17 protein-coding genes are annotated in these 20624 nt (G+C 68.6%); 8 read left to right on the forward strand and 9 right to left on the reverse strand.

What is annotated here, in order from left to right:
* Nucleotides 1-116 precede the first annotated feature (116 nt).
* The 7 genes from C5B85_RS16515 (at nucleotide 117) to C5B85_RS16545 (ending at nucleotide 8065) form a co-directional block, all read left to right on the forward strand.
* Nucleotides 117-872 (forward strand): SDR family NAD(P)-dependent oxidoreductase, encoded by a 756-nt coding sequence (locus tag C5B85_RS16515; protein WP_104287105.1) that lies wholly within the window; start codon nucleotides 117-119, stop codon nucleotides 870-872.
* On the forward strand, nucleotides 869-2041 hold the full coding sequence (locus C5B85_RS16520) for an aldose 1-epimerase family protein (protein ID WP_219819435.1): 1173 nt from the start codon (nucleotides 869-871) through the stop codon (nucleotides 2039-2041). The genes C5B85_RS16515 and C5B85_RS16520 overlap by 4 nt, the downstream gene beginning before the upstream one ends.
* 98 nt (nucleotides 2042-2139) lie before the next feature.
* The gene (locus tag C5B85_RS16525) at nucleotides 2140-3540 is read left to right on the forward strand and encodes a CaiB/BaiF CoA-transferase family protein (RefSeq protein WP_104287107.1); all 1401 of its coding nucleotides are present in this window, start codon (nucleotides 2140-2142) and stop codon (nucleotides 3538-3540) included.
* Nucleotides 3537-4829 carry an extracellular solute-binding protein gene (locus tag C5B85_RS16530; RefSeq protein WP_104287108.1) on the forward strand — a complete coding sequence of 431 codons (1293 nt, stop codon included), beginning with the start codon at nucleotides 3537-3539 and terminating at the stop codon, nucleotides 4827-4829. The genes C5B85_RS16525 and C5B85_RS16530 overlap by 4 nt, the downstream gene beginning before the upstream one ends.
* Nucleotides 4826-5620, forward strand: coding sequence for an enoyl-CoA hydratase/isomerase family protein (locus C5B85_RS16535; RefSeq protein WP_104287109.1), 795 nt, complete (start codon nucleotides 4826-4828; stop codon nucleotides 5618-5620). Before C5B85_RS16530 ends, C5B85_RS16535 begins: the two co-directional genes overlap by 4 nt.
* A 199-nt stretch (nucleotides 5621-5819) precedes the next feature.
* The gene (locus C5B85_RS16540; RefSeq protein ID WP_258070861.1) at nucleotides 5820-7040 is read left to right on the forward strand and encodes a fumarylacetoacetate hydrolase family protein; all 1221 of its coding nucleotides are present in this window, start codon (nucleotides 5820-5822) and stop codon (nucleotides 7038-7040) included.
* On the forward strand, nucleotides 7037-8065 hold the full coding sequence (locus C5B85_RS16545) for a LacI family DNA-binding transcriptional regulator (protein WP_104287110.1): 1029 nt from the start codon (nucleotides 7037-7039) through the stop codon (nucleotides 8063-8065). Before C5B85_RS16540 ends, C5B85_RS16545 begins: the two co-directional genes overlap by 4 nt.
* Nucleotides 8066-8751: 686 nt before the next feature.
* On the opposite strand, the gene C5B85_RS16550 is transcribed toward C5B85_RS16545, so the two are convergent.
* From C5B85_RS16550 to C5B85_RS16575, 6 genes are all read right to left on the reverse strand, one after another.
* On the reverse strand, nucleotides 8752-10326 hold the full coding sequence (locus tag C5B85_RS16550) for an AMP-binding protein (RefSeq protein ID WP_104287111.1): 1575 nt from the start codon (nucleotides 10324-10326) through the stop codon (nucleotides 8752-8754).
* 161 nt (nucleotides 10327-10487) lie between these two features.
* Nucleotides 10488-10919, reverse strand: a complete 432-nt coding sequence (locus C5B85_RS16555; protein WP_104287112.1) for a RidA family protein — start codon at nucleotides 10917-10919, stop codon at nucleotides 10488-10490.
* 231 nt (nucleotides 10920-11150) lie between these two features.
* Nucleotides 11151-12212, reverse strand: a complete 1062-nt coding sequence (locus C5B85_RS16560) for an ABC transporter permease (protein WP_104287113.1) — start codon at nucleotides 12210-12212, stop codon at nucleotides 11151-11153.
* Complete coding sequence (locus C5B85_RS16565; RefSeq protein ID WP_104287114.1) at nucleotides 12209-13228, reverse strand: ABC transporter permease; 1020 nt, start codon at nucleotides 13226-13228, stop codon at nucleotides 12209-12211. The genes C5B85_RS16560 and C5B85_RS16565 overlap by 4 nt, the downstream gene beginning before the upstream one ends.
* On the reverse strand, nucleotides 13225-14871 hold the full coding sequence (locus C5B85_RS16570; protein WP_104287115.1) for a sugar ABC transporter ATP-binding protein: 1647 nt from the start codon (nucleotides 14869-14871) through the stop codon (nucleotides 13225-13227). The genes C5B85_RS16565 and C5B85_RS16570 overlap by 4 nt, the downstream gene beginning before the upstream one ends.
* Before the next feature lie 96 nt (nucleotides 14872-14967).
* Nucleotides 14968-16050 (reverse strand): substrate-binding domain-containing protein, encoded by a 1083-nt coding sequence (locus tag C5B85_RS16575; RefSeq protein ID WP_104287116.1) that lies wholly within the window; start codon nucleotides 16048-16050, stop codon nucleotides 14968-14970.
* Nucleotides 16051-16262: 212 nt separating this feature from the next.
* Between C5B85_RS16575 and C5B85_RS16580 the strand changes: the two genes are divergently transcribed.
* On the forward strand, nucleotides 16263-17066 hold the full coding sequence (locus C5B85_RS16580) for a hypothetical protein (protein WP_104287117.1): 804 nt from the start codon (nucleotides 16263-16265) through the stop codon (nucleotides 17064-17066).
* Between the two features lie 162 nt (nucleotides 17067-17228).
* Here C5B85_RS16580 and C5B85_RS16585 read toward each other — a convergent pair whose 3' ends face one another.
* The 3 genes from C5B85_RS16585 to C5B85_RS16595 all read right to left on the reverse strand — a co-directional run bounded on the left by C5B85_RS16585 (nucleotide 17229) and on the right by C5B85_RS16595 (nucleotide 20451).
* Nucleotides 17229-18107 (reverse strand): hypothetical protein, encoded by an 879-nt coding sequence (locus C5B85_RS16585; RefSeq protein ID WP_104287118.1) that lies wholly within the window; start codon nucleotides 18105-18107, stop codon nucleotides 17229-17231.
* Complete coding sequence (locus tag C5B85_RS16590; protein WP_104287119.1) at nucleotides 18104-18949, reverse strand: DUF3592 domain-containing protein; 846 nt, start codon at nucleotides 18947-18949, stop codon at nucleotides 18104-18106. The genes C5B85_RS16585 and C5B85_RS16590 overlap by 4 nt, the downstream gene beginning before the upstream one ends.
* 167 nt (nucleotides 18950-19116) lie before the next feature.
* Nucleotides 19117-20451, reverse strand: a complete 1335-nt coding sequence (locus tag C5B85_RS16595; RefSeq protein WP_104287120.1) for a uracil-xanthine permease family protein — start codon at nucleotides 20449-20451, stop codon at nucleotides 19117-19119.
* Between the last annotated feature and the right edge of the window lie 173 nt (nucleotides 20452-20624).

Genomic DNA, 20624 nt, shown 5'->3' on the forward strand with positions numbered 1-20624 from the left:
TCGGCGACTATCCGAGCAGAGATGCCCGAAAAGGGTGCATTCTGGCCGAGTTGTCACCGAAGTTTGACGCGAAGGCAGATGAGCAATCCAACGAACAGGCTTCGGCCGGAGGAACCATGACGGAAATAGGTGAGAAGCCGGTCGCGATCGTGACCGGCGCTGGCGGATCGCTCGGTCGGGCGACCGCGCTGCGGCTCGGACGCGACGGCTACGCGGTTGCAGTGCTCGGCCGCGGCGGGGCGACTCTCGCGGAAACGGCCGACGAACTGCGCGCGGCGGGTGTGCCCACGTACGTGCTCGAGGTCGACCTGCGCGACGCAGCGGCCATCAAGGCGGCGGTCCGAGAGGCCGAGGCCGAGTTCGGCCCGGTGCACGCGCTCATCAACAACGCCGCGATCTACCCGCCGACGCCGTTCTTCGACATCACCGTCGAGGAGTTCGACGACGTCGTCGCCGTCAACCAGCGCGGCTACTTCGTCGCAGCGCAGGCTGCGGCCGAGCTCATGCGCGAGCGTGGCACGGGCGCGATCGTCAATATCGGCTCCATCACCTGGAGCGGCGGCTGGGACAAGCTCGCAAGCTACGTGACGACGAAGGGCGCGGCCGTCGCCATGACGCGTGCCCTTGCGCGCGAGCTCGGCGAGTTCGGCATTCGCGTGAACCTGCTCTCACCTGGCGCGTTCCCCACCAAGGCCGAAGAGATCCATGAGAACCCCGAGCAGTACACGCAATTCGTGCTCGACCACCAGTCGCTCAAGCGGCGCGGCGACCCCGACGAGGTGGCGAGCGTCATCTCGTTCCTCGTGGGCAAGGACTCCAGTTTCGTGACCGGGCAGACGATCAACGTCGACGGCGGATGGGTGATGATGTGAGCGAGCAGACAGCGGCAGCGGGCGCAGGAGGAGCGGCGGCCGCACCGGGCGTCGACGTGTTCGGCTCGACCCTCTCGGTCGCCGAGCTTCGCAGGCGCACGGGTGACCTCTCCGCCGTGGCGGGCATCCGCCAGGTGGTGCTCGACAACGGCGTGGAGCGCGGCGTGCGGGCGATCGACCTGCGCACCTCCGCGGGTCTCGAACTCGAGGTGCTGGTCGACCGCGCGTTCGACCTCGGGTCGATGCGCTTCCGCGGGGCCCCCATCGGGTGGCGCAGCGGCAACGGCTTCCGTCACCCTGGCCTGCACGAGCACAACGACGAGGGCGGGCTCTCGTGGCTGCGGGCGCTCGACGGCCTGCTCGTCTCTGGCGGCCTCGACCACACGCTCTTCGGTGGTGAGGTGGATGCGACTCGCTACAACTACCCGCCGAAGCAGACCGTCACCCACGGGCTGCACGGGCGGCTCACGGCGATTCCCGCGCGGCTGCTCGAGGCCCGCGAGGTCGAGCGCGACGGCCGTGTTGTGCTGCGGGTGGTCGGCGAGGTGATCCAGGCGACGGCGTTCGGTGAGCACCTGCGCCTGACGCGCACGATCGAGCTCGACTTCGACGGCCGCGAGGTGCGCTTCGACGACGTCGTCGACAACCTCGGTTTCGACCCGACGCCGCACATGTTTCTCTACCACATCAACGTCGGCTGGCCCTTCCTAGATGAGGGTGCAAGATTTGTCGCGCCCATCACGAAGCACCTCTGGCAGTCGGACTCGGTCGCCGAGCAGGGTGCGAGCTACCGCGTCATGCCGGCCCCGATTGACGGCTTCGTCGAGCAGGTCACCGAGCACGAGCTGGTGGTCGGCGCCGACGGCAGGCACCGCGTCGCGCTCATCACCGCGGGTGGCGAGCGGGGTATCGAGCTGAGCTGGGAGGCCGAGGGTATGCCGCACTTCTTCGAGTGGCAGAACCTGCGCAGCGGCCAATACGGCATCGGCCTCGAGCCGAGCACCCACCACGTGTCGGGCGATGCGGCTTCGCGCCAGGACGGCACGGCGCTGTTCCTCGAGCACGGGGAATCGCGCAGCTACTCGACGACGATCCGGGTGCTGGACGGCGTCGCGGAGACCAGCGCGGTCGAGGCTGCGATTCGTGCCATCGGCGACCAGCCGGAATAGCTCCCCACGCTCGGGGCTGACAACGATGTTGGCCCCGGGCGCTCTACACTTGATATGTTAGCGCTGCCAGCAGCGCATCCACCGAAACGAGGAACACCATGAGCGGCGCAGAAGACACCAGCGAGACGCACCAATCAGAGGCCGGTGCTGGCGGCGGAATCCTCTCCGGCATTCGCGTGCTCGACTGCTCGATCGCCATGGCGGGCCCCTTCGCGGCTCAGCGCCTCGGCGACCTCGGCGCCGACGTCATCAAGGTCGAACCGCCAGCCGGCGAGTGGCAGCGCCACGCCCCAGCAGGCGGTGCCGCCGGCAACGAGATCAACGTGTCGTTCCTCTCGCTCAACAGGAACAAGCGCTCCATCGCCCTCGACCTCAAGTCGGAAGACGGCCGCCAGGTGCTGCGCGAGCTCGTCGCGACCAGCGACGTCTTCCTCCAGAACTACCGGCCCGGCGTCGCCGCCCGCCTCGGCGTCGACTACGAGACGCTGCGCGCCATCAACCCGAGCATCGTCTACGTGTCAGTGTCCGGTTACGGCGAAGACGGCCCGTACCGGATGCGGCCCGGGCAGGACCTGCTCCTGCAGGCCATGAGCGGCGCCATGCTCTCCACCGGCCGCGACGGCGAGCCGCCGCAAGCCGCCGGCCAGTACCTCGTCGACGCAGTCACCGCATCCACCGCCTTCGAAGGAGTGCTCGCCGCGCTCTTCCACCGTGAGCGCACGGGCGAGGGGCAGCTCGTGACCGTCAACATGCTCGACGCGATCACGACCCTGCAGATGCAGGAGCTGTCCGTGTTCACCGCCGGGGGAGTGCCGCAGCAGCGCAGCGCAGAGCCGCACGCGCACGTCTACATCCGCTCGCCGTACGGCTCGTTCGCGACCTCAGACGGCTTCATCGTGCTCGCCATGCCCGACCTGGAAGAGCTCGGCCGCACGATCGGCGAGGACAGCTTCATCGGCCTCCACACCCTCGACGACTCGTGGCGCCTGCGCGACGAGGTCTTCGCCAAGACCGCGGCCCGGCTCGCGACGAACACCAGCGCCCACTGGCTCGACGCGTTCTCGAAGACTTCGATCTGGGCCGGACCCGTCTACGGCTACGCCGACCTCGTCGACGACCCGCAGATCGCGCACAACGGCACGTTCATCGAATACGAGCACCCCACGGAGGGGCTCGTGAAGACGCCGGGGTTCCCCTACAAGTTCTCGAAGACTCCCGCTCGAATCGACCGCGGCGCACCGCTTACGGGCGAGCACACTCGCGAGATCCTGAGCGAGCTCGGCCACGCGGCCTCACACATCGAGGAGCTCGCCGAGCGCGGCGCCATCGCCGTGCGCAAGACGCTCGAGCACGCCAAGGAGCAGCTCGGGGGCTCGATATCCGCCGACGGCACCGCCCTACCTGGCGGTTCGGATGCAGTTCTTCCCGGAGAAGGTGCGCCTGAGACGAGTGCGGCGACAGTCGGATCAGGCACTCCAGGATCCGGCGAACGATCATGAGCGACCCCTCGCCGTCGGAAGCGGAGCCGGTGACCGGGAAAGCGGCGCCGGAGAAGCCGGCGCCGGAGCCTGCGAGGGGCCTGCCGCGCTACCGCGGACTGACCTGGGATCACCCGCGAGGCCGGCACGCGCTCGAGGCCGCTGCTGCTGTCGCCGCGGGCGAACAGGGTGTCCTGATCGAGTGGGACGTGCATCCGCTCGAAGGGTTCGAGTCGGCGCCCATCGCCGAACTCGCTGATCGCTACGACCTCATCGTGCTCGACCACCCGCACCTCGGTGAGGCGCTCTCGAGCGGCTCGTTCATGCCGCTCGAGGAGGTCTTCGACGACGCACTCCTCGACCGCCTCGAGGCCGACGCGATCGGCCCGAGCTTCACCTCCTATTCGCTGGGCGGCTCCCAGTGGGCTCTGCCGCTCGACGCGGCCACGCAGGTCGCCGCGGCGCGCGTAGACCTGATCGCAGGCGCGGCGCCGAGGACCTGGAGTGACGTCGTCGCCCTCTCGCAGCACGCCCCAGTAGCACTGTCGCTCGCCGGACCGCATGCGTTCCTCACGTTCGCATCCGTGCTGGCAGGGGCCCGTGCGCCGATCGCCGACAGCCCGGCGGTGGGCTCGGTGTTCTCGTCGAGAGCCGTCGCGCGCGAGGTCTTCAACGTGCTGGCCGACATCGCTCGCCGTTCGCCGGCGGAGACGCACGGTGAGAACCCCATCGCGCTCCTCGAGCGCATGGCGAGTACCGATTCGCTCGCCTACGTGCCGCTTGTCTACGGCTACGTGAACTACTCGTCTGGGTCCCTGCAGTTCCTGGATGCACCACGTTGGGGCGCATCCGCTCGCCTCGGCTCCACGATCGGTGGCACCGGCATCGCGATCTCGAAGCGCTGCCCCATCACGCCGGAACTCGTCGCCCACCTGGCCTGGCTGCTTGACCGCGAGACGCAGCGCACGTTCATCCCGGAGCACGACGGGCAGCCCGGCCTGCGCTCCGCGTGGCACGACGGTCGGATCAACGAAGGGGCCCACGGCTTCTACTCGAACACCGCCGCGACCATCGAGGACTCGTGGGTGCGCCCCCGCTACGACGGGTACATCGGCTTCCAGGCGCGCGCATCCGACCTCCTCCGGTCTGCCCTGCTGAATGCATCCTCCGCCGCCCCTGGGCAGCAGGCCGAGCTTGCCGAGCAGTGCCTCGATGCTATCGACTCGGCCTTCGCAGTATCGATGCGCATCGATGCAGGCGACGCGCGAATCCCCTCAGCCACACCCACCACCTCAGGAGTCAGCTCATGACCGGCAGCATTCCCACGCTCGATACCGACGAGATCCGCGTCGAGCTCGACGGGTTCACCGCGACCGTCACGATCAACCGCCCCGCGAAGCTCAACTCGGTGACCCAGGAGATGTCAGACGCCCTGGTGACCGTTGCCACCTGGGCCAACGAGAGCGACGACGTTCGCGTCGTCATCCTGACCGGTGCGGGCGAGCGATCGTTCTGCGCGGGCAGCGACATCCGCTCGCTCGACAAGTACGCGACGCCGTGGGATTTCCGCAACCGCGAGGACTATTGCGACGCGCTGCGCGCCCTCCGCAAGCCCATCATCGCCGCCATTAACGGCTACGCGTTCGGGGGCGGGCTCGAGACGGCGATGACCTGCGACATCCGCCTCGCCGCGGAGACCGCATCGCTTGCCGCCCCCGAGATCAAGCTCGGCTGGATCGGCGGCGGAGGCATGGCGTCGTTCCTCGCCCACTCGGCAGGTGCCAGCAACGCAGCCGTCATGCTCCTCACGGGCGACCCCATCTCGGCGCAGCAGGCGCTCGCATGGGGCATCGTCTCGGAGGTGCTGCCAGGCGAGCGGCTGCTGGACCGGGCTCGCGAACTCGCCGCGATCATCGCATCCCGACCGCCCATCGCCGCGGAGACGGCGAAGGCCAACCTCCGCGCCTCCTACAACATGCCCCAGGATGCGGCCGTCGCCTACGAACGCGACCTCCAGACCATCACCTTCGCCACCGCGGACGCCGACGAGGGCCGCGCCGCATTCGCGGAGAAGCGCCAGGGCGTCTTCCATCGCCGCTAGGCGCTGAGGCGACCGGACCCGAATTCGGCCCGTCGCGGCCCGCGCCGTCGACTCGGGATGGGGTTCACGCTTCCGGATGGGTTGCAAGCCATCCCGAGGTGTGGAACCCATCCCGAAACGAGTCGGCGCGAACTTCGGGACCGGCACCGCACGACCGGCACCGCACGACCGACACCTCATAACAACCTCAGGAGCTCACATGACATCGCAGCAGATGGCCTCAGGCCGGCAGCCGGCAGCCGGATGGTCGGGCAACGCCGCCCAGGCGCTCCCTGCCGACGGAACTTCAGGCACGCTGGTGGGCCGCGTCTGGGACCCGGCGGTCGGCGGACCTTCACCCGTGCTCGTGACGGCTGAGGGGGTCCTCGATCTGAGCCGCACGTTCGCGACGGTGAGCGACATCACCGAGTCGCCCGACCCAGCGGCGGCGGTGCCGAAAGCAGCAGCGGATGCGCCGAGGCTCGGCTCGCTCGAGGAGATCTTCGCGAACACCGAGCCGGATACTCGCGACGAATCGAAGCCGTGGCTCCTCGCGCCGGTCGACCTGCACGTGCTCAAGGCGGCCGGCGTGACGTTCGCGGTCTCGATGATCGAGCGGGTCATCGAGGAGCGGGTGCGCGGTGACATCGAGGCGGCGGCGCGGATGCGTGAGCAGATTCTCGCGGAGATCGGCACTGACCTCGCGAGCCTCAAACCTGGGTCCGAAGAGGCGACCGCGCTCAAGGCGTACCTCGTGGGCGAGGGGCTCTGGAGTCAGTACCTTGAGGTCGGCATCGGCCCGGACGCGGAGATCTTCACGAAGGGGCCGACGCTCTCGGCGATGGGCACTGCCGAGCAGGTGGGCGTGCATTCCTCGTCCGAGTGGAACAACCCGGAGCCGGAGGTGGCGCTGCTCATCGCATCCACTGGCGCGATCGTCGGTGCGACGCTCGCGAACGACGTGAACCTGCGGGACATCGAGGGCCGTTCGGCGCTGCTGTTGCCGAAGGCGAAGGACAACAACGCGTCGTGCGGGCTCGGCCCGTTCATCCGCCTCTTCGACGGCGACTTCGACCTCGACTCGGTGCGGGGGATGACGGTCGAGCTCGACATCGTGGGACTCGACGGCTTCACCCTGCACGGCTCGTCCGACCTGGCGCAGATCTCCCGCGACCCCGCGGACCTCGCCGCGCAGTTACTCGGCCCGCACCACCAGTACCCGGACGGCGCGGTGCTCATGCTCGGCACGATGTTCGCGCCCATCGTCGACCGCGACCAGCCCGATCACGGTTTCACGCACCACGCCGGTGACGTCGTGCGCATCTCCTCGCCAGCCCTCGGTAGTCTGGTGGGACAGGTACAGAGCAGTGAGGGGTGTGCGCCGTGGACATTCGGGATCGCAGCGCTCATGCGCAATCTGGCGGCCAGAAAGCTCCTGTGACCAGGCGCTCGACGCAGAAGGTGACGCTCACTGACGTCGCGGCGTCTGCCAGGGTCTCTCCGCAGACCGTCTCTCGGGTGCTGCGGACGCCTGAGCTTGTGTCGGCCGACACTCTCGAGCGCGTGCAGTCGGCGATCGCGGCGCTTGGCTACGTCCCGAACCTGGCGGCCTCGAACCTCGCGTCGAACCGGTCGATGACGGTCGCGGCGATCGTGCCGTCGATCTCTGCATCGGTGTTCGCCGATGCGCTGCACGGACTCGAGGCGACGCTCTCCCCGTCGGGCTACCAGCTCTTCATCGGCACGACCGGGTACAGCCCGGAGCACGAGGAGGAGCTGGTCCGCGCGTTCCTCGGGCGCCGGCCGGATGGCATGTTCATCGTCGGCGCCCAGCACACGGATGCGGCTGCGACGTTGCTGCGCGCGTCCGGCATCCCGGTCGTTGAGGCGTGGGATTCGAGCGAGAACCCCGTCGACAGCCTCATCGGCTTCTCCAACGAGGACGCGATCCGAGCCCTCGTCGAGTACGTGCAGGGCAAGGGGTACGCGCATCCGACGTTCGCCGGTTCCTTCCAATCGGGCGACTTCCGCGCCGCTGCGAGGCGCGCGAGTTTCGAGGCGTCGGTCGCCGAGTTGTATCCGGGCGAGCCGGTGCGTGTCGTCGACTCGGGAGTTGCCGCCGTCGACCTCGAGACAGGGCGCGACCTGCTCGACGCGGCGCTTCGCGAGCATCCGGAGACTGATGCGCTCATGTTCGCGAGCGATGTCTTCGCCGCAGGCGCCGTGCTGGAGTGTGCGCGACGCGGCGTTTCCGTGCCAGGCGAGCTCGCGGTGACTGGCTTCGGCGACTTCGAGCTGTCATCGCACCTCACCCCGACGCTCACGACCGTGGCGGTGCCCAACCGCGAGATCGGCACGAAGGCGGGTGACTTGCTGCTGGCTCGGATGAGCCGTGGTGGCACGGATGCGCCCCAGGGTGAGACCGTCGACCTCGGCTTCGCGGTCGTCGCCCGCGAGAGCGCGTAGCGGCCCGCATCCACGGCGTCCGACGCGTCGGTGCCTTGAGTGTTGGGCGGAGGTCGCGCGGGAGCCGGACTGCCAGAGTTGTGGCCCCGTGTCGTTCGTGACGTCAGGGACAGCGTCTGTCCACAACTTCGTCACGGGCGGCTGCTTCCGTCTCCGCTCCGGCTCTGCTCGTCTCCGCTTCGTCTCTGCTCATCTCCGCTTCGTCTCTGCTCGTCTCCGCTTCCGCCTCCGCCGTGCACCTGACTCATCCGCGGGGAGGATTGTGGCTTGTTGCGCTTGGTGCGCCCCGCAGCCGCCTTAGGCCACAACCTTGTATTTGCGCCTCGGGCTTGCGCCTGGTGATTGGTGGATGCGGGGGTTGCGCAGATGGTCGCACAGGATTGTGGATTGTTGCGCTTGGTGCGCCCCGCAGCCGCCTTAGGCCACAACCTTGTATTTGCGCCTCGGACTTGCGCTTGGTGCTTGGTGGATGCGGGAGTTGCGCAGATGGTCGCACAGGGTTGTGGGTCGTTGCGCTTGGTGCGAGCGGGAACCGCTTCCAGCCACAACTCTGCGGCGGGAGGCGTGGGCGGGAGGCACGGGCCGGAGGCGCGGGCGGGAGGCGCAGGCCGGCTGCGTGGGCGGGAGGCGCGGGGCGGCGTGGCTGAGCCGCGCGGGCGGGTGCACCGCCCGTGCGGCGCCTCGCCTCAGCGGCCGCGGAGGTCTTTCCGCAGGATCTTGCCTGACGTCGACTTCGGGATGACGTCGATGAACGCGACGGCTCGCACTTTCTTGTGCGGCGCGACGTGGCTTGCGACGAACGCTTCGACGCCGGCCTCGTCGAGCGAGGCCCCTTCGCGGCGCACGACGAACGCCTTCGGGATTTCCTGCCCGTCCGCATCCAGCGCCCCGACCACGGCCGAGTCGGTGATGTCGGGATGCGTGAGCAGCAGGGCTTCGAGTTCAGCCGGCGCGACCTGGTAGCCCTTGTACTTGATGAGCTCCTTGAGGCGGTCGACGATGGTGAACTCCCCGAGTGGGCCGACGGTGGCGATGTCGCCGGTGTGCAGGAAGCCGTCGTCGTCGATGGCTTCGTGGGTCGCGTCGTCGCGCCCGAGGTAGCCGAGCATGATCTGTGGCCCACGCACCCAGATCTCGCCTGGCTCGCTCTGCCCGCCCTCGACGGCGTCGATCTCGGCGCCCGTCTCGGTCGAGACGAGCTTCACCTCTGTGTTGGCGATCGGCACGCCGACGGAGCCGAGCGGCATGCCGTTCTCTTCGAGCGGGAGCACGTGGGTGACGGGGCTCGCCTCGCTCATGCCGTAGCCCTGCCGCGTGCGGGTGCCGAGCCGGTCGGCGACGGCCTTCATGAGCGCCGAGTCGATGGGGGCCGCGCCCGAGAAGACGGTTCGCACGCTCGTCAGGTCGAAGTTGTCGATGAGCGGATGCTTCGCAAGCGCGACGGCGATGGGCGGCGCGATGAACAGGTACGTGCATCGATGCGCTTCGATGATGCGGAGGAACTCGGCGAGGTCGAACTTCGGCATCGTGACGAGGCGAGCGCGTTTCTTGATGGCGATGTTGAGCAGCACGGTCATGCCGTAAATGTGGAAGAAGGGGAGGAGCGCCAGCACCACGTCGTCTTCCTCGACGTCGAGCACGGGGTAGGTCTGGACGACGTTCGCGACGAGGTTGGTGTGGCTGAGCTTGACGCCCTTGGGCTTGCCTGTCGTGCCGGAGGAGTAGGGGAGGACCGCGACGTGGGTCGCCGGCTCGAAGCTCACGTCCGGCGCCGGGAGGCCCGCACCGAGGAGCTCGCGGAGGTTGTGGTAGCCGTCGGCTCCGTCGAGGACGATGATCGCGTCCTGCTCGAGGCCGGCCGCGATCGCACCCTCGTGGGCCTGCGTGAGGAGCGGGCTCACCGTGAAGAGCAGCTTCGCGCCGGAGTCGCGGAGCTGGGTTTCGATCTCCTCGGCCGTGTAGAGACCGTTGATGGTTGTGGCGGTTGCGCCGGAGCGGAGGATGCCGTGGAACACGGACGCGAACGCGGGCACGTTCGGGCAGTGCAGCGCGACGACGTCGCCGACTCCGACGCCTCCGCCAGCCAGCGCTCCCGCGATGAGTTCGATGTGCTGCTTGAGCGCCCCGAAGGTCATCTCGGCTCCGCTTGTGCCGTCGACGATGACTGTGCGGGCCGCATCGGCTTCGCTCAGCTCGGCGAAGAGGAAATCGAAGACCGAGACGTTCGGGATGTGCTCGTCTGGGAAGGGGCTCTTGAACACGGCGATCTCCTTTGATCGAAATGCAGGCGGCGCGATTGTCGGGTTGTGCCCGGTCTGGCCTTGTCTGGCGGATGCACGTGTCGCATCCGCTGCCCATACTGCGCACCCCAGATGGGAACGACCCCAGCGACGGGTGCCGCGCCTCGGTGAAACGAGGCCGGTTACGCCGGCGCTGCGACGGCCGCGACGGCCGCGACGGCCGCGACCGCCTCGATCTCGACAAGCTGGTTGTCGTAGCCGAGCACGGTGACACCGAGGAGGGTGCTCGGTACGTCGTGGTCGCCGAAGGCGTCGCGGATGACTACCCACGCGGTGACGAGGTCGGCCTGGGAGGTGGACGCGACGAGCACGCGAGTGCTGGCGACGTCTTCGAGACGAGCCCCGGCTTCGGTGAGGGCGACGCGCAGGTTCTCCACGCACTTCGCAGCCTGCCCTGCGTAGTCGCCGACTGCTGCCGTTGTGCCGTCGTCGTTGATCGGGCAGGCGCCGGCGGGGAAGACGAGGCGCGCGCCGGCCTCGACGGTGGACGCGTAGGCGTACTCGGCGGTGTCGCTGAGCGTGTGCGCGCGGATGAGGGAGACGTAGCCAGACATGAAGTCCTCCTGATGGTGATGCGGGGCGTCTTCGGGGTCCTGCCAATTTAGGGGCGAACCCGGCCAGCACACGAATCTGGGGCGCGGAACTCTGCGGCACGTCAGGGAGATGCGAGACCGCGCTCGGCACTTCGCCCTCGAATTGGCGGGGTGGGCGCGCGACCGTCACGCAAGTGGCCCGCTGCCGCCCCGGTTGGGAGCGGCGGCGGGCCGTTTCGAGGTGCGAGGCCGTTACCCGCGCTTGCGCCCGTACAGCGAGATGACGACGAGGATGATGGCGCCGTAGATGAGCTGCTGCACGTTCGAGCCGAGGTTCAGCACAGTCACGAGCGTCGCGACCTGGCCGAGGACCAGTGCGCCGCCGACGGTGCCGACCACTGAGCCTCGCCCGCCGAAGATGGATGCACCGCCCACTACGACCGCGGCGACGGACGAGAGCAGGTAGCTGTCGCCCATGGTCGCGGAGGCTTGCTGGAAGTACCCGACGATGACCATGCCGGCGAAGGCTGCGAGCATGCCGGAGATGACGTAGCCGGTGATGCGGATGCGGTCGACGGGCAGGCCGGCGAGCCTCGCGGTCTCGGGGGCCGCGCCGACGAGGAACAGCGAGCGCCCCCATCCGGTGTAGCTGAGGACCAGTTGCAGCATGATCATGAGGACGAGCCCGAGCGGCAGCACGGCGGCCATGGTGAGTCCGAAGACGCTGATCTGCGCTGATGTGATGGCGGTGATGAAGTCGGGGATCTGCGTGAGCTCGGAGAAGTTGAACTGCAGCAGGATCACGCCGAACAGCAGCCCGTTCATGGCGATCGTCGTGACGATGGGGGTGAGTCCGAGCTTCGCGATGACGAGCCCGTTGAGGAGGCCGATGACGGCGCCGGCGAGGAGCGCGCCGACGAACGCGCCGAAGGGGCCGAGGGGCCCGACCATCGCGAGGAACGACAGCGCCGAGAACGCGATCGTGTTGGGTACGGACAGGTCGATGCCCGCCTGGATGACGGCGAACGTCTGCCCGAAGGAGGCGATCGAGAGGATGATCGCGAACGTCGCGGTGCCGATGAGCGATTCGATGGTGATGAGGTTCGGTCGGATGATGCCGCCGATGAGGAACAGCACGAGGAACGCGAGGAGCGGCCACACGCTGCGTGGCACGCGTGCGAGCAGCGACTTCGCGGGCGTGTATTCGACCTCGTGCTCACCGCCGCCAGGGGAGCCCGGGCCGGTGCCGGAACTTCCTGCCCCGGATGCACCGGCTCCGGCGCCGCCGATTGCGGCCGGAACTGTTGTGGTCATGACCGTGCTCCCTTCCGAGCGAACGACACCTTGCGCCACACGACGGGGATGCCCACGACGGAGACGATGATGAGCGCCGAGATGACGTACTGCCAGTACGAGTTGATGCCTGCGAAGAAGAGCAGGTTGCCGATGAGGCCGAGGGTGATGCCGGCGAGGATCGTGCCGATGATGCTGCCTCGGCCGCCGGTGAAGCTGGCGCCGGCGAGGGCGACGGCCGCGATGGAGGACAGCAGGTAGGGGTCGCCGCTGCGCGGGTCGCCGGTCATGGTGGAGCCGGCGAGCATGATGGCGCCGGTCGCGGTCAGGACGCCGGCGATGCCGAACGCGGCGAGCTTCGTGAGGCGGGCGTTGAGGCCTGCCGCGCGGATGCTGTCCATGTTGGAGCCGACGCCGTAGATGTGCCTGCCGAGGGCGGTGCGCTGCAGGATGAACCAGAGCAGCACGGCGATGAGGGTGAGCCAGACGAGGGCGACGGGCACGAACGGGATGGCTTCGCCGCTCGTCGCGAGGTGGAATTCGGTGGTGATGTCGCCACCTGGTCGGTCCATGACTTCGCGGGCGAGGGAGCCGAAGATGAATGCGCTCGCCAGGGTGACGGCGATCGCGGGTAGTCCGCCGTAGGAGACGAGGAAGCCGTTGAAGAGGCCGCACGCGAGTCCGGTTGCGAGCCCCATGAGCACCGCGATCGGTACGGGTACAAGCTCGGTCTGCGCCGCGAAGACCACGTTGGAGAGGCTCATGATGGCGCCGATGGAGATGTCGATGCCGCCGACGAGCACGATGAGCAGCTGCCCGAGGGCGACGAACGCGAGCGGCACGACGAGGTTCGCCGCCGTCTGCAGCTGGAACCGCGTGAGCAACTCCGGGTTGATGATGATGTAGACGATCAGGAACACGACAAACGCCGCCGCGGGCGCGAACGCGCCTTCGCGTCGCAGCCTCACGAGTCCCTGCCGCTTCGCGACGGCCCGGGTGACGGGGGCCGCTGGGGGAGGGGTGACGGTGGCGGTCATCTGCTGCTCCTCGCAGTCTTGTGGTGAGCGGCTTCTTCGAGCTCGGCTGCTGAGACGGTCTGGATGCTGCCCGTCACGCCGACTGCGGCGCCGACGATCGCATCAGCCGTCAGTCGTTCGCCGGCGAGCTCGTCGGTGACCTGCCCGTTGTAGAGCACAAGCACGCGGTGGCAGACGTGCACGAGCTCCTCGACTTCGGTCGAAAACCAGAGCACGCCGACGCCCTGTTTCGCGAGGTCGACGATCGCGCCGTACAGCTCCTGTTTCGCGCGCACGTCGATGCCGCGTGTGGGGTCGTGGAGCAGGATGACGGACCGCGAGCGGTTCATCCACCTGCCGAACACGAGTTTCTGCTGGTTGCCGCCCGACAGTGAGCCGGCCGCTTCGAGCGGGCCACGCGTGCGCACGGAGAGTGCGGCCAGGACCCCGTCGAGCCAGCCGCGCTCGCGGGACAGGCGTGGCTTCCCGCCGAGCTGCCAGGCTTTGAACCAGGGCGCGAGGAGATTCTCGCCGACGCCGAGCTCGAGCGCGAGTCCTTCTTTCTTGCGGTCTTCTGGCACGTAGCCGAGGCCACGCCGCACGCCGCGCACGGGGGTGAGGCGGGTGACGGGCTGGCCGTTGATGGTCCACGAGTCGGCCGTGGCGGCGGATGCACCGAACAGTGCCCGGAGCAGCTCGGCTTGGCCGTGCCCCGCGAGTCCGCCGATGCCGACGATCTCGCCGGCGCCGATCGTGAGGGAAATGCCGTGCACGCCCTCGGCGCGCAACCCCTCGACCTCGAGGACGTCGCTGTCGTCGGTGCGCGCGGGAGGGTCTGGGAAGAACCGTTCGGCTTTGCGGCCGGCCATGAGGGAGATGAGCTCGTCGTCGGTCCACGAGCCCCGCGAGAACTCGCCGGCGAGCCCGCCGTCGCGCAGCACGATGCCGCGGTCGGCGATCTCGGCGATCTCACCGAGGCGGTGCGAGACGTAGATGACACTGCCGCCGCGCGCGGTGAGCTCGCGGATGCGCGAGAACAGCCACTCGACACCGGGTGGTGTGAGCGCTGACGAGGCTTCGTCGAGGATGAGCAGCTTCGGCTCGCCCGCGAAGGCGCGCGCGATCTCGACGAGCTGCCGGTTGGCGAGCGACAGGTCGGAGACGAGCGCTCGCGGGTCGATCTGGGGGAGGTCGAGCGACTCGAGCAGCGTGGTGGCCGCGGTGATGGCCTTCTTCTGGGAGAAGCCGCGCAGCGGCGCCCCGTCGGGGAGGCTGAGGTTCTCGGCGACGGTCCACTCCGGCACCAGCGCGAGCTCCTGGAACGCGCAGCGCACGCCCGAGCGGCGCGACAGCCGCACGCTTCCGGATGCGAGTGGCGCATCCTCGACTGTGATCGTGCCGGAGGTCGGCGTGACCGCACCCGCCAGCATCTTCGCGACGGTGCTCTTGCCGGCGCCGTTCTCACCAACGAGGGCGAGTACCTCGCCGGGGTGGCAGACGAAGCTCACCCCCTGCACGGCCTTGACGGGGCCGTAGCTCTTGACCAGGTCGGTCGCGACGAGGAGCGCCTCGCCCGACCGTGTCTGCTGGGGGGATGCACCCCCGGGCGCCGCGGCGGGCAGGGTCGGCCCTGGGGCTACGGCGCCCACTTCACTTGCATTCATGACTCGATGTGTCCTCGCTGATCGGTTCGAGTTGGGGCTGGCGGCGGCCCTCGTCTGGAGGGCCGCCGCGGTCGCTGCCGCTGGCGTCGGGCTCGCTTAGGAGCCGGAGTAGTACTCCATGACGTCCTCGAGCTTCAGGTCGAGGCCGGGGAAGTCGTAGCCGAGCTGGAAGTTCGCGGGGCGATCTTCGAGGCAGTAGTCGGCAGCGTTCTCCGTCGTGATCTCGAGCGGCGGGAAGAGCTGCTCGCGCTCGATGTCCTCACCCTCGAGGAGCTTCACGGCCTGCTCGAGGCCCTTGGCGTAGATCGACGGCTGGCCGAAGATCATGTTGCCCGTGTAGCCCTCTGGCCCGTACTCGACGAGCGCGCACGCCTCACCGTTGTAGCCGGAGCCTCCGACGGTCGGGACGAACGGGATGCCGGCCGCCTTGTAGGCCTCCGCGACGCCCTGGCCGCCGGTGAGGAACGAGTAGACGCCGCCGATGTCGGGGTTGGAGCGGAGGATGTTCGCCATCGATTCCTGCGCGGTCGCCTCGTTCCAGCCGTTGGTGTCCTGGGCGACGACGGATGCGCCGCCCGCTTCGAGCGCGTCGATGACGCCTGGCATGGAGCCCTCGTTGAGGGGCACGCCGGCGAGGCCTTCGAGCACCGCGACGTCTTTGTTCGTGGTGAGGTTCTCGAGCAGCCACTCGGCGCCGATCGTGCCGGCGCTCGCCCAGTCGGTCGAGACCGTGTAGACGTCGTCGCTTTCGTACGGACCGCCGTTGGCGATGACGGGGATGCCCTGGGCGGTTGCCTGCGCGATGGCCGGGTCGGCACCGCTCGAGGAGGCGGGGTCGAAGAGGATGAGGTCGACGCCGTCCGCGATGAGGTTCTGCATGGCGGCGTTCTGCTGGGCTGCGTCGTTGTCGTCGGTGCGTACGATCTTGAGTTCGACCTTGTCGACGTACTCTGGCGAGTTGGCGAGGGCCTGCAGGGAGGCGAGGCCCATCTCGCGCCAGGCTTGGCCGCCGAGGGGCTGTTGGAAGCCGATGACGAACTTGCCGTCCTCGCTTCCCGCGGAACCGCCGCCGCCTTCTGCGGGTGCGCTGGTGCATCCGGCGAGGAGGACCACGGCCGAGGCCGCGGCGACGAGAGCTGAACTCATCTTGAGGCGCGATTTGGGTCGACGAGAGTGCATGATTTCTCCTTTGAAATCTGGCGGATGCTGCTGGCGAGTGGAGGTGGGAGGTTGGCCCGCTGAGGGAGGTCAGGGGCTCATCGCCGGCTTGCTTCGTGACACTAGCCCAAAAATGGCAGCGCTACCAGTAGCGCTGCCAAATCGAGCATGGACAGTTACCCGTACCCGCCGCGGAGTGCTGGGTAGGGTGATCCATGACGAGGGGATGCGACGTGGGATCACTTGCTGAAATTTCAGAGGCCGTCGGGGCGAAGATGCGAGGCCGGCTCGAGGATGCGCTTGCTCGCCGTGCTGAGCTTCACGGCGGCGGCGACGGCGAAGGCGACGGGGGCGGCGACGGCGAAGCGCGTGCTGGGGCGGACGCGACTGCCGAGTCGAGCGGGCCAGCGGGCACGGCCGCATCAGCTGCATCCGCCGCAGAACTACCCGCCGCCGCGACCGACCGCGATGGCGCGGGTCGTGCCTGGGTCGCGCAGCCCATGCACTCTGACGCGGCGATCCGCGCGCAGACCGGGCGGGGATGGGACGACTGGATCGACGCGATCGACGCCGGTGTGGGGCGTGACGCCGCACATCCGCGGATCGTCGAGTGGGTCATGGCGAACTCGGAGCAGAACGGATGGTGGAGTCAGGGCATCGCCGTCAGCTTCGAGCGCATGACGGGACGGCGTCTCGCCGGTCAGATGCCCGACGGCACGTTCACGGCGAACCGCTCGCGCACGCTCACGGTCGACCGGGAGGTGCTGCGCGAGCTGGTCGCCGACAACGAGACTCGAGATGCGCTGCTCGGCTTCGAAACGGAGTTCCGGTCGAAGGTCGCGTCCAAGACCTACAAGGTGCTGATCGCGCGCGGCGACGAGCCGATGGGCGGGCTGCTCTTCACCTTCGATGCTGCCAGCAACGGGCGGACGAAGCTCGCGATCTCGCACGAGAAGCTGCAGGTGTTTGACGAGATCGAGCTGTGGAAGGCGTACTGGGGCGACTGGCTCGACGCGCTGGAGGCGTCCTTGGTTTGACGCCGCCGTCCTAGGAACCGCCCCGCACGCGCGCCATCCGAACGCAAACATGCGGCAGACGCATCTTAGTGACGCCGGGAAGGTGCATTCGCCGTGCGGATGCACGCGCTCAGCTGGCGCGGGCGGCGCGCGCCAGCTGAGAACACCCGCGCCGCCCGCAGCTCACGGCCCGAACGGGAACGGCGGCTTGTGGGCTCGGTACGACTCGATCCGGTCTGGATGCTCGCGGGCGATGAGGATGCGGCTCTCGTCTCCGGGGATCGTGGGGTCGTAGATGACGGTGACGGCGTCACCAGCCGCGGGCAGGGATTCCTCGTGGAACAATCCCCACGGTGTGGTCCAGCGGGTCTGCCCGTTGACGTCAGTGAACTGGATCGTCCAGCGGCTCACGACCCGTGTGCTCTCGCGCGGACGCTCGACGCCCTGAGTGACGATGCCACTGGTTCGGGTGCCTGTCGCGAAGACAGCTTCGAACGTCGACGTGGTGCGTCGCGTGCGCCTTGCGCGAGCGATACGCCGCCACACCGACAGCGCGAGCCCAAGCGTGAGCAGCGAGGGCAGCACCCATGGCAGCACCTCGATCGCCCAAGGAGTCTCATCGACGACCGGAGGTCCGTCGCCGTTCGACATGATTGGGCCCCCGCTGATTGTGGTGAGCAACAGCAGCGCCGCGAGCGACCCCCACGCGCCCACGGCGGCTCCGCCGAACCAGACTGGCTGCCCGTCGGTGAGCGCGCGAGTGAAGTCAGGTGCGCCCGTGTAGGCGCGCCTCGCGACCGCCTGCGCGATCAGGAAGCCGACCGACATGAAGATTCCGGCCGGGATGAGCAGCGGCAGCAGCGCGACGAGGGGGAAGGTGTTGGTCTCCTCGAGCTTCGTGATGAAGAACAGGGAGCTCAATCCCACGGCGCCGAGGAAACCCCCTGCAGCCAGGCCGAAGTCCATCAGCAGGAGCACGGCGAGCGCCGGCCCGCCGCCGACGCGCCGTCGCTTCGCGGCGTCTCGCTGCGCCGCCACGTCTCTGGGGTTGAAGGTGCTCATGCGTAGTCGTCCGCTCGGTCTCGCGTCGACCGCGACACGAAGATTCGCGACGCGTCGCCCGGGTTCGCGGCGTTGAACAGCACCCACACGCGCTGCCCCGGCTTCGGGGCGGTCTGCCAGTCCATGGTGCTGGTGCGCTTCACCCAGCGTTGCACGCCCTGCGCGTCGGTGAACGTGAAGCGCCACGACGCGATCGTGCGCGTGCCGGGGGAGATCGCGACCCCCTCGGTGACGGTGCCAGGCGTCGGGTGGCCTGCCGCGAGCATCCGCCGCACTGCATCACCTCGCCGCGAGTATCGGAGTCGGAGCAACGTGCACGTGACGAACGCGGCCACGGTGAGGAGCGCTGCAAGCGCGGGCAGCCAGACGGGGAGCCAGTAGGACACCCATGCGCTGGACGACCAGGACTCGACGGTCGCGAACTGCTCGTTGCGCGTGAACCCGACGAGCTGCGGCTGCGACCACAGACCAGTGAAGGCGAGCAGCCCGGTTGTGGTGCCCGCGAGAGTGATCGTGAACGGGTCGACCGGCGGGAGCGGCTGCGGGGTGCCGATGAGTCTCGCGTAGACGAGGAAGTAGAGCGGGAGTGCGCCGAACAGCAGAACAAACGCAGCCGGGAGTGCGTACCAGGCGTCGTTGATCCACGGCTCGGCGTCGAAGTCGCGGATGCCGAGGGCCATCTGGCGACCCGAGTTCCGCTCCGCGATCAGCCCGAAGCCCAGGGCGGTGCCGAGGACGAAGAGCAGGAAGCCGACGCCCCAGAGCGAGGCGCGCGTGCGCGGGCTGCCGATGCGGCGCTCAGCTCGCGCTCGCCGTGCCTGGACCGGGTCGATGGTGCTCATGGCTGGATAGTGACAGGCGGATGCGCCCGGCGCCAGTCCCGAATGCTTCGACTTCGCCGCGCCCCCACCCCGAAAGTCGAAAGTGGACTCGCGATCGTCAAACTTCGCGTGTGACGACCACAAGTCCACTTTGGAGTCTGCGGCGCGGGCGGAGTTGACCGAGCGGGTTAGCGCGTGCCGCGCTCCGCATCCACTGCCCCGTCGGCACCCGCGACGAGGTCTTCGCCCGCGTCCTCCGCGTCGGATCCGCGGAGCTTCGCGATGCCGCTCATGAGGTGGTAGACGACAAGCGTCGCCACGGTGCCGAGGACGATGCCGCCGAATGTGACCTGGCCGCTGTTGATCGTGAAGTCGCCGATCGCGACGATGAGGCCGACGCCCGCCGTGAACTGGTTCGTGGGCGACGAGAAGTCGACCTTGTTCTCGAGCCAGATGCGCACACCGATGATGCCGATGAGCCCGTAGAGGGCGGTCGTGATGCCGCCGAGCACGCCGCCCGGCACGCTCGCGATGAGCACGCCGACCTTCGGTGAGAGCGCGAGGAGGATCGCGGCGATCGCTGCCACCCAGTAGGCGGCCGTCGAGTAGACGCGCGTCGCCGACATGACGCCGATGTTCTCGCCGTACGTGGTGGTGGGGGAGCCGCCGCCGAAGCCGGAGAGCACCGTCGCGAGGCCGTCAGCGAGCAGCGCGCGGCCGGCCATCGGGTCGAGGTTGCGGTTCGTGAGCTGCCCGACGCCCTTGACGTGGCCCACGTTCTCGGCGATGAGCGCGAGCACAACCGGCACGAACATGAGGTACACGAGCAGGTGCTCAGCGGCGAAGACGGGGGCTGTGAAGGTCGGCAGGCCGATCCACGCGGCATCGTCGAATCCTGCGAGATCGACCTGGCCCATGAACGCGGCGACGATGTAGCCGACGACCACGCCGATGAGGATCGACAAGCGGCCGACCATGCCCTTGAACGCCACCGCGACGACGATGACGGTCAGCAGCGTGATCGACGCCACGATCGGCGACGCCTCGAAGTTGTTTTTCGCGGCAGGGGCGAGGTTGAAGCCGATGAGCGCGACGATCGTGCCGGCGACGACGGGCGGCATGAGGAGGTTGATCCAGCGCGTTCCCGCAAGGTTCACGATGAGGCCGACGATCGCGAGCAGTGCGCCGACGACGATGATGCCGGCGAGCGCCACGCCCTGGCCGTCAGAGGCGACGGCCGCGAGGATCGGAGCGATGAACGCGAACGACGAGCCGAGGTAGCTGGGCACTCGGTTGCGGGTGATGAGGAGGAACAGCATCGTGCCGATGCCCGAGAACAGCAGCGTCGTTGACGGCGGGAAGCCCGTCAGCAGGGGCACGAGGAACGTCGCGCCGAACATCGCGACGACGTGCTGCGCTCCGAGGCCGATCGTCCGGGGCCAGGTGAGCCGCTCCTCGGGGAGCACGATCTCGCTCGCGGGGACGTTCTTTCCGTCTCCGTGCAGTTTCCAGGGCAGTGCCACGGCGGTCTCGCTTCCAGGTCGTTCGGCGGGGATCGGCCTGCGCTGGGGAGCGGCGCGTGACCTCTACGAGATTAGGGGATCGGATGGCCGTGGCCGCGCGTCAGCCGCTGCTGGAGAATTTCGGTGACAACCCGGCCAAATCGGTCGCCGAATCGGGCGAGAGACGTCATTTG

Source organism: Pseudoclavibacter sp. AY1F1, from assembly GCF_002931075.1.
Taxonomy (GTDB): domain Bacteria; phylum Actinomycetota; class Actinomycetes; order Actinomycetales; family Microbacteriaceae; genus Pseudoclavibacter.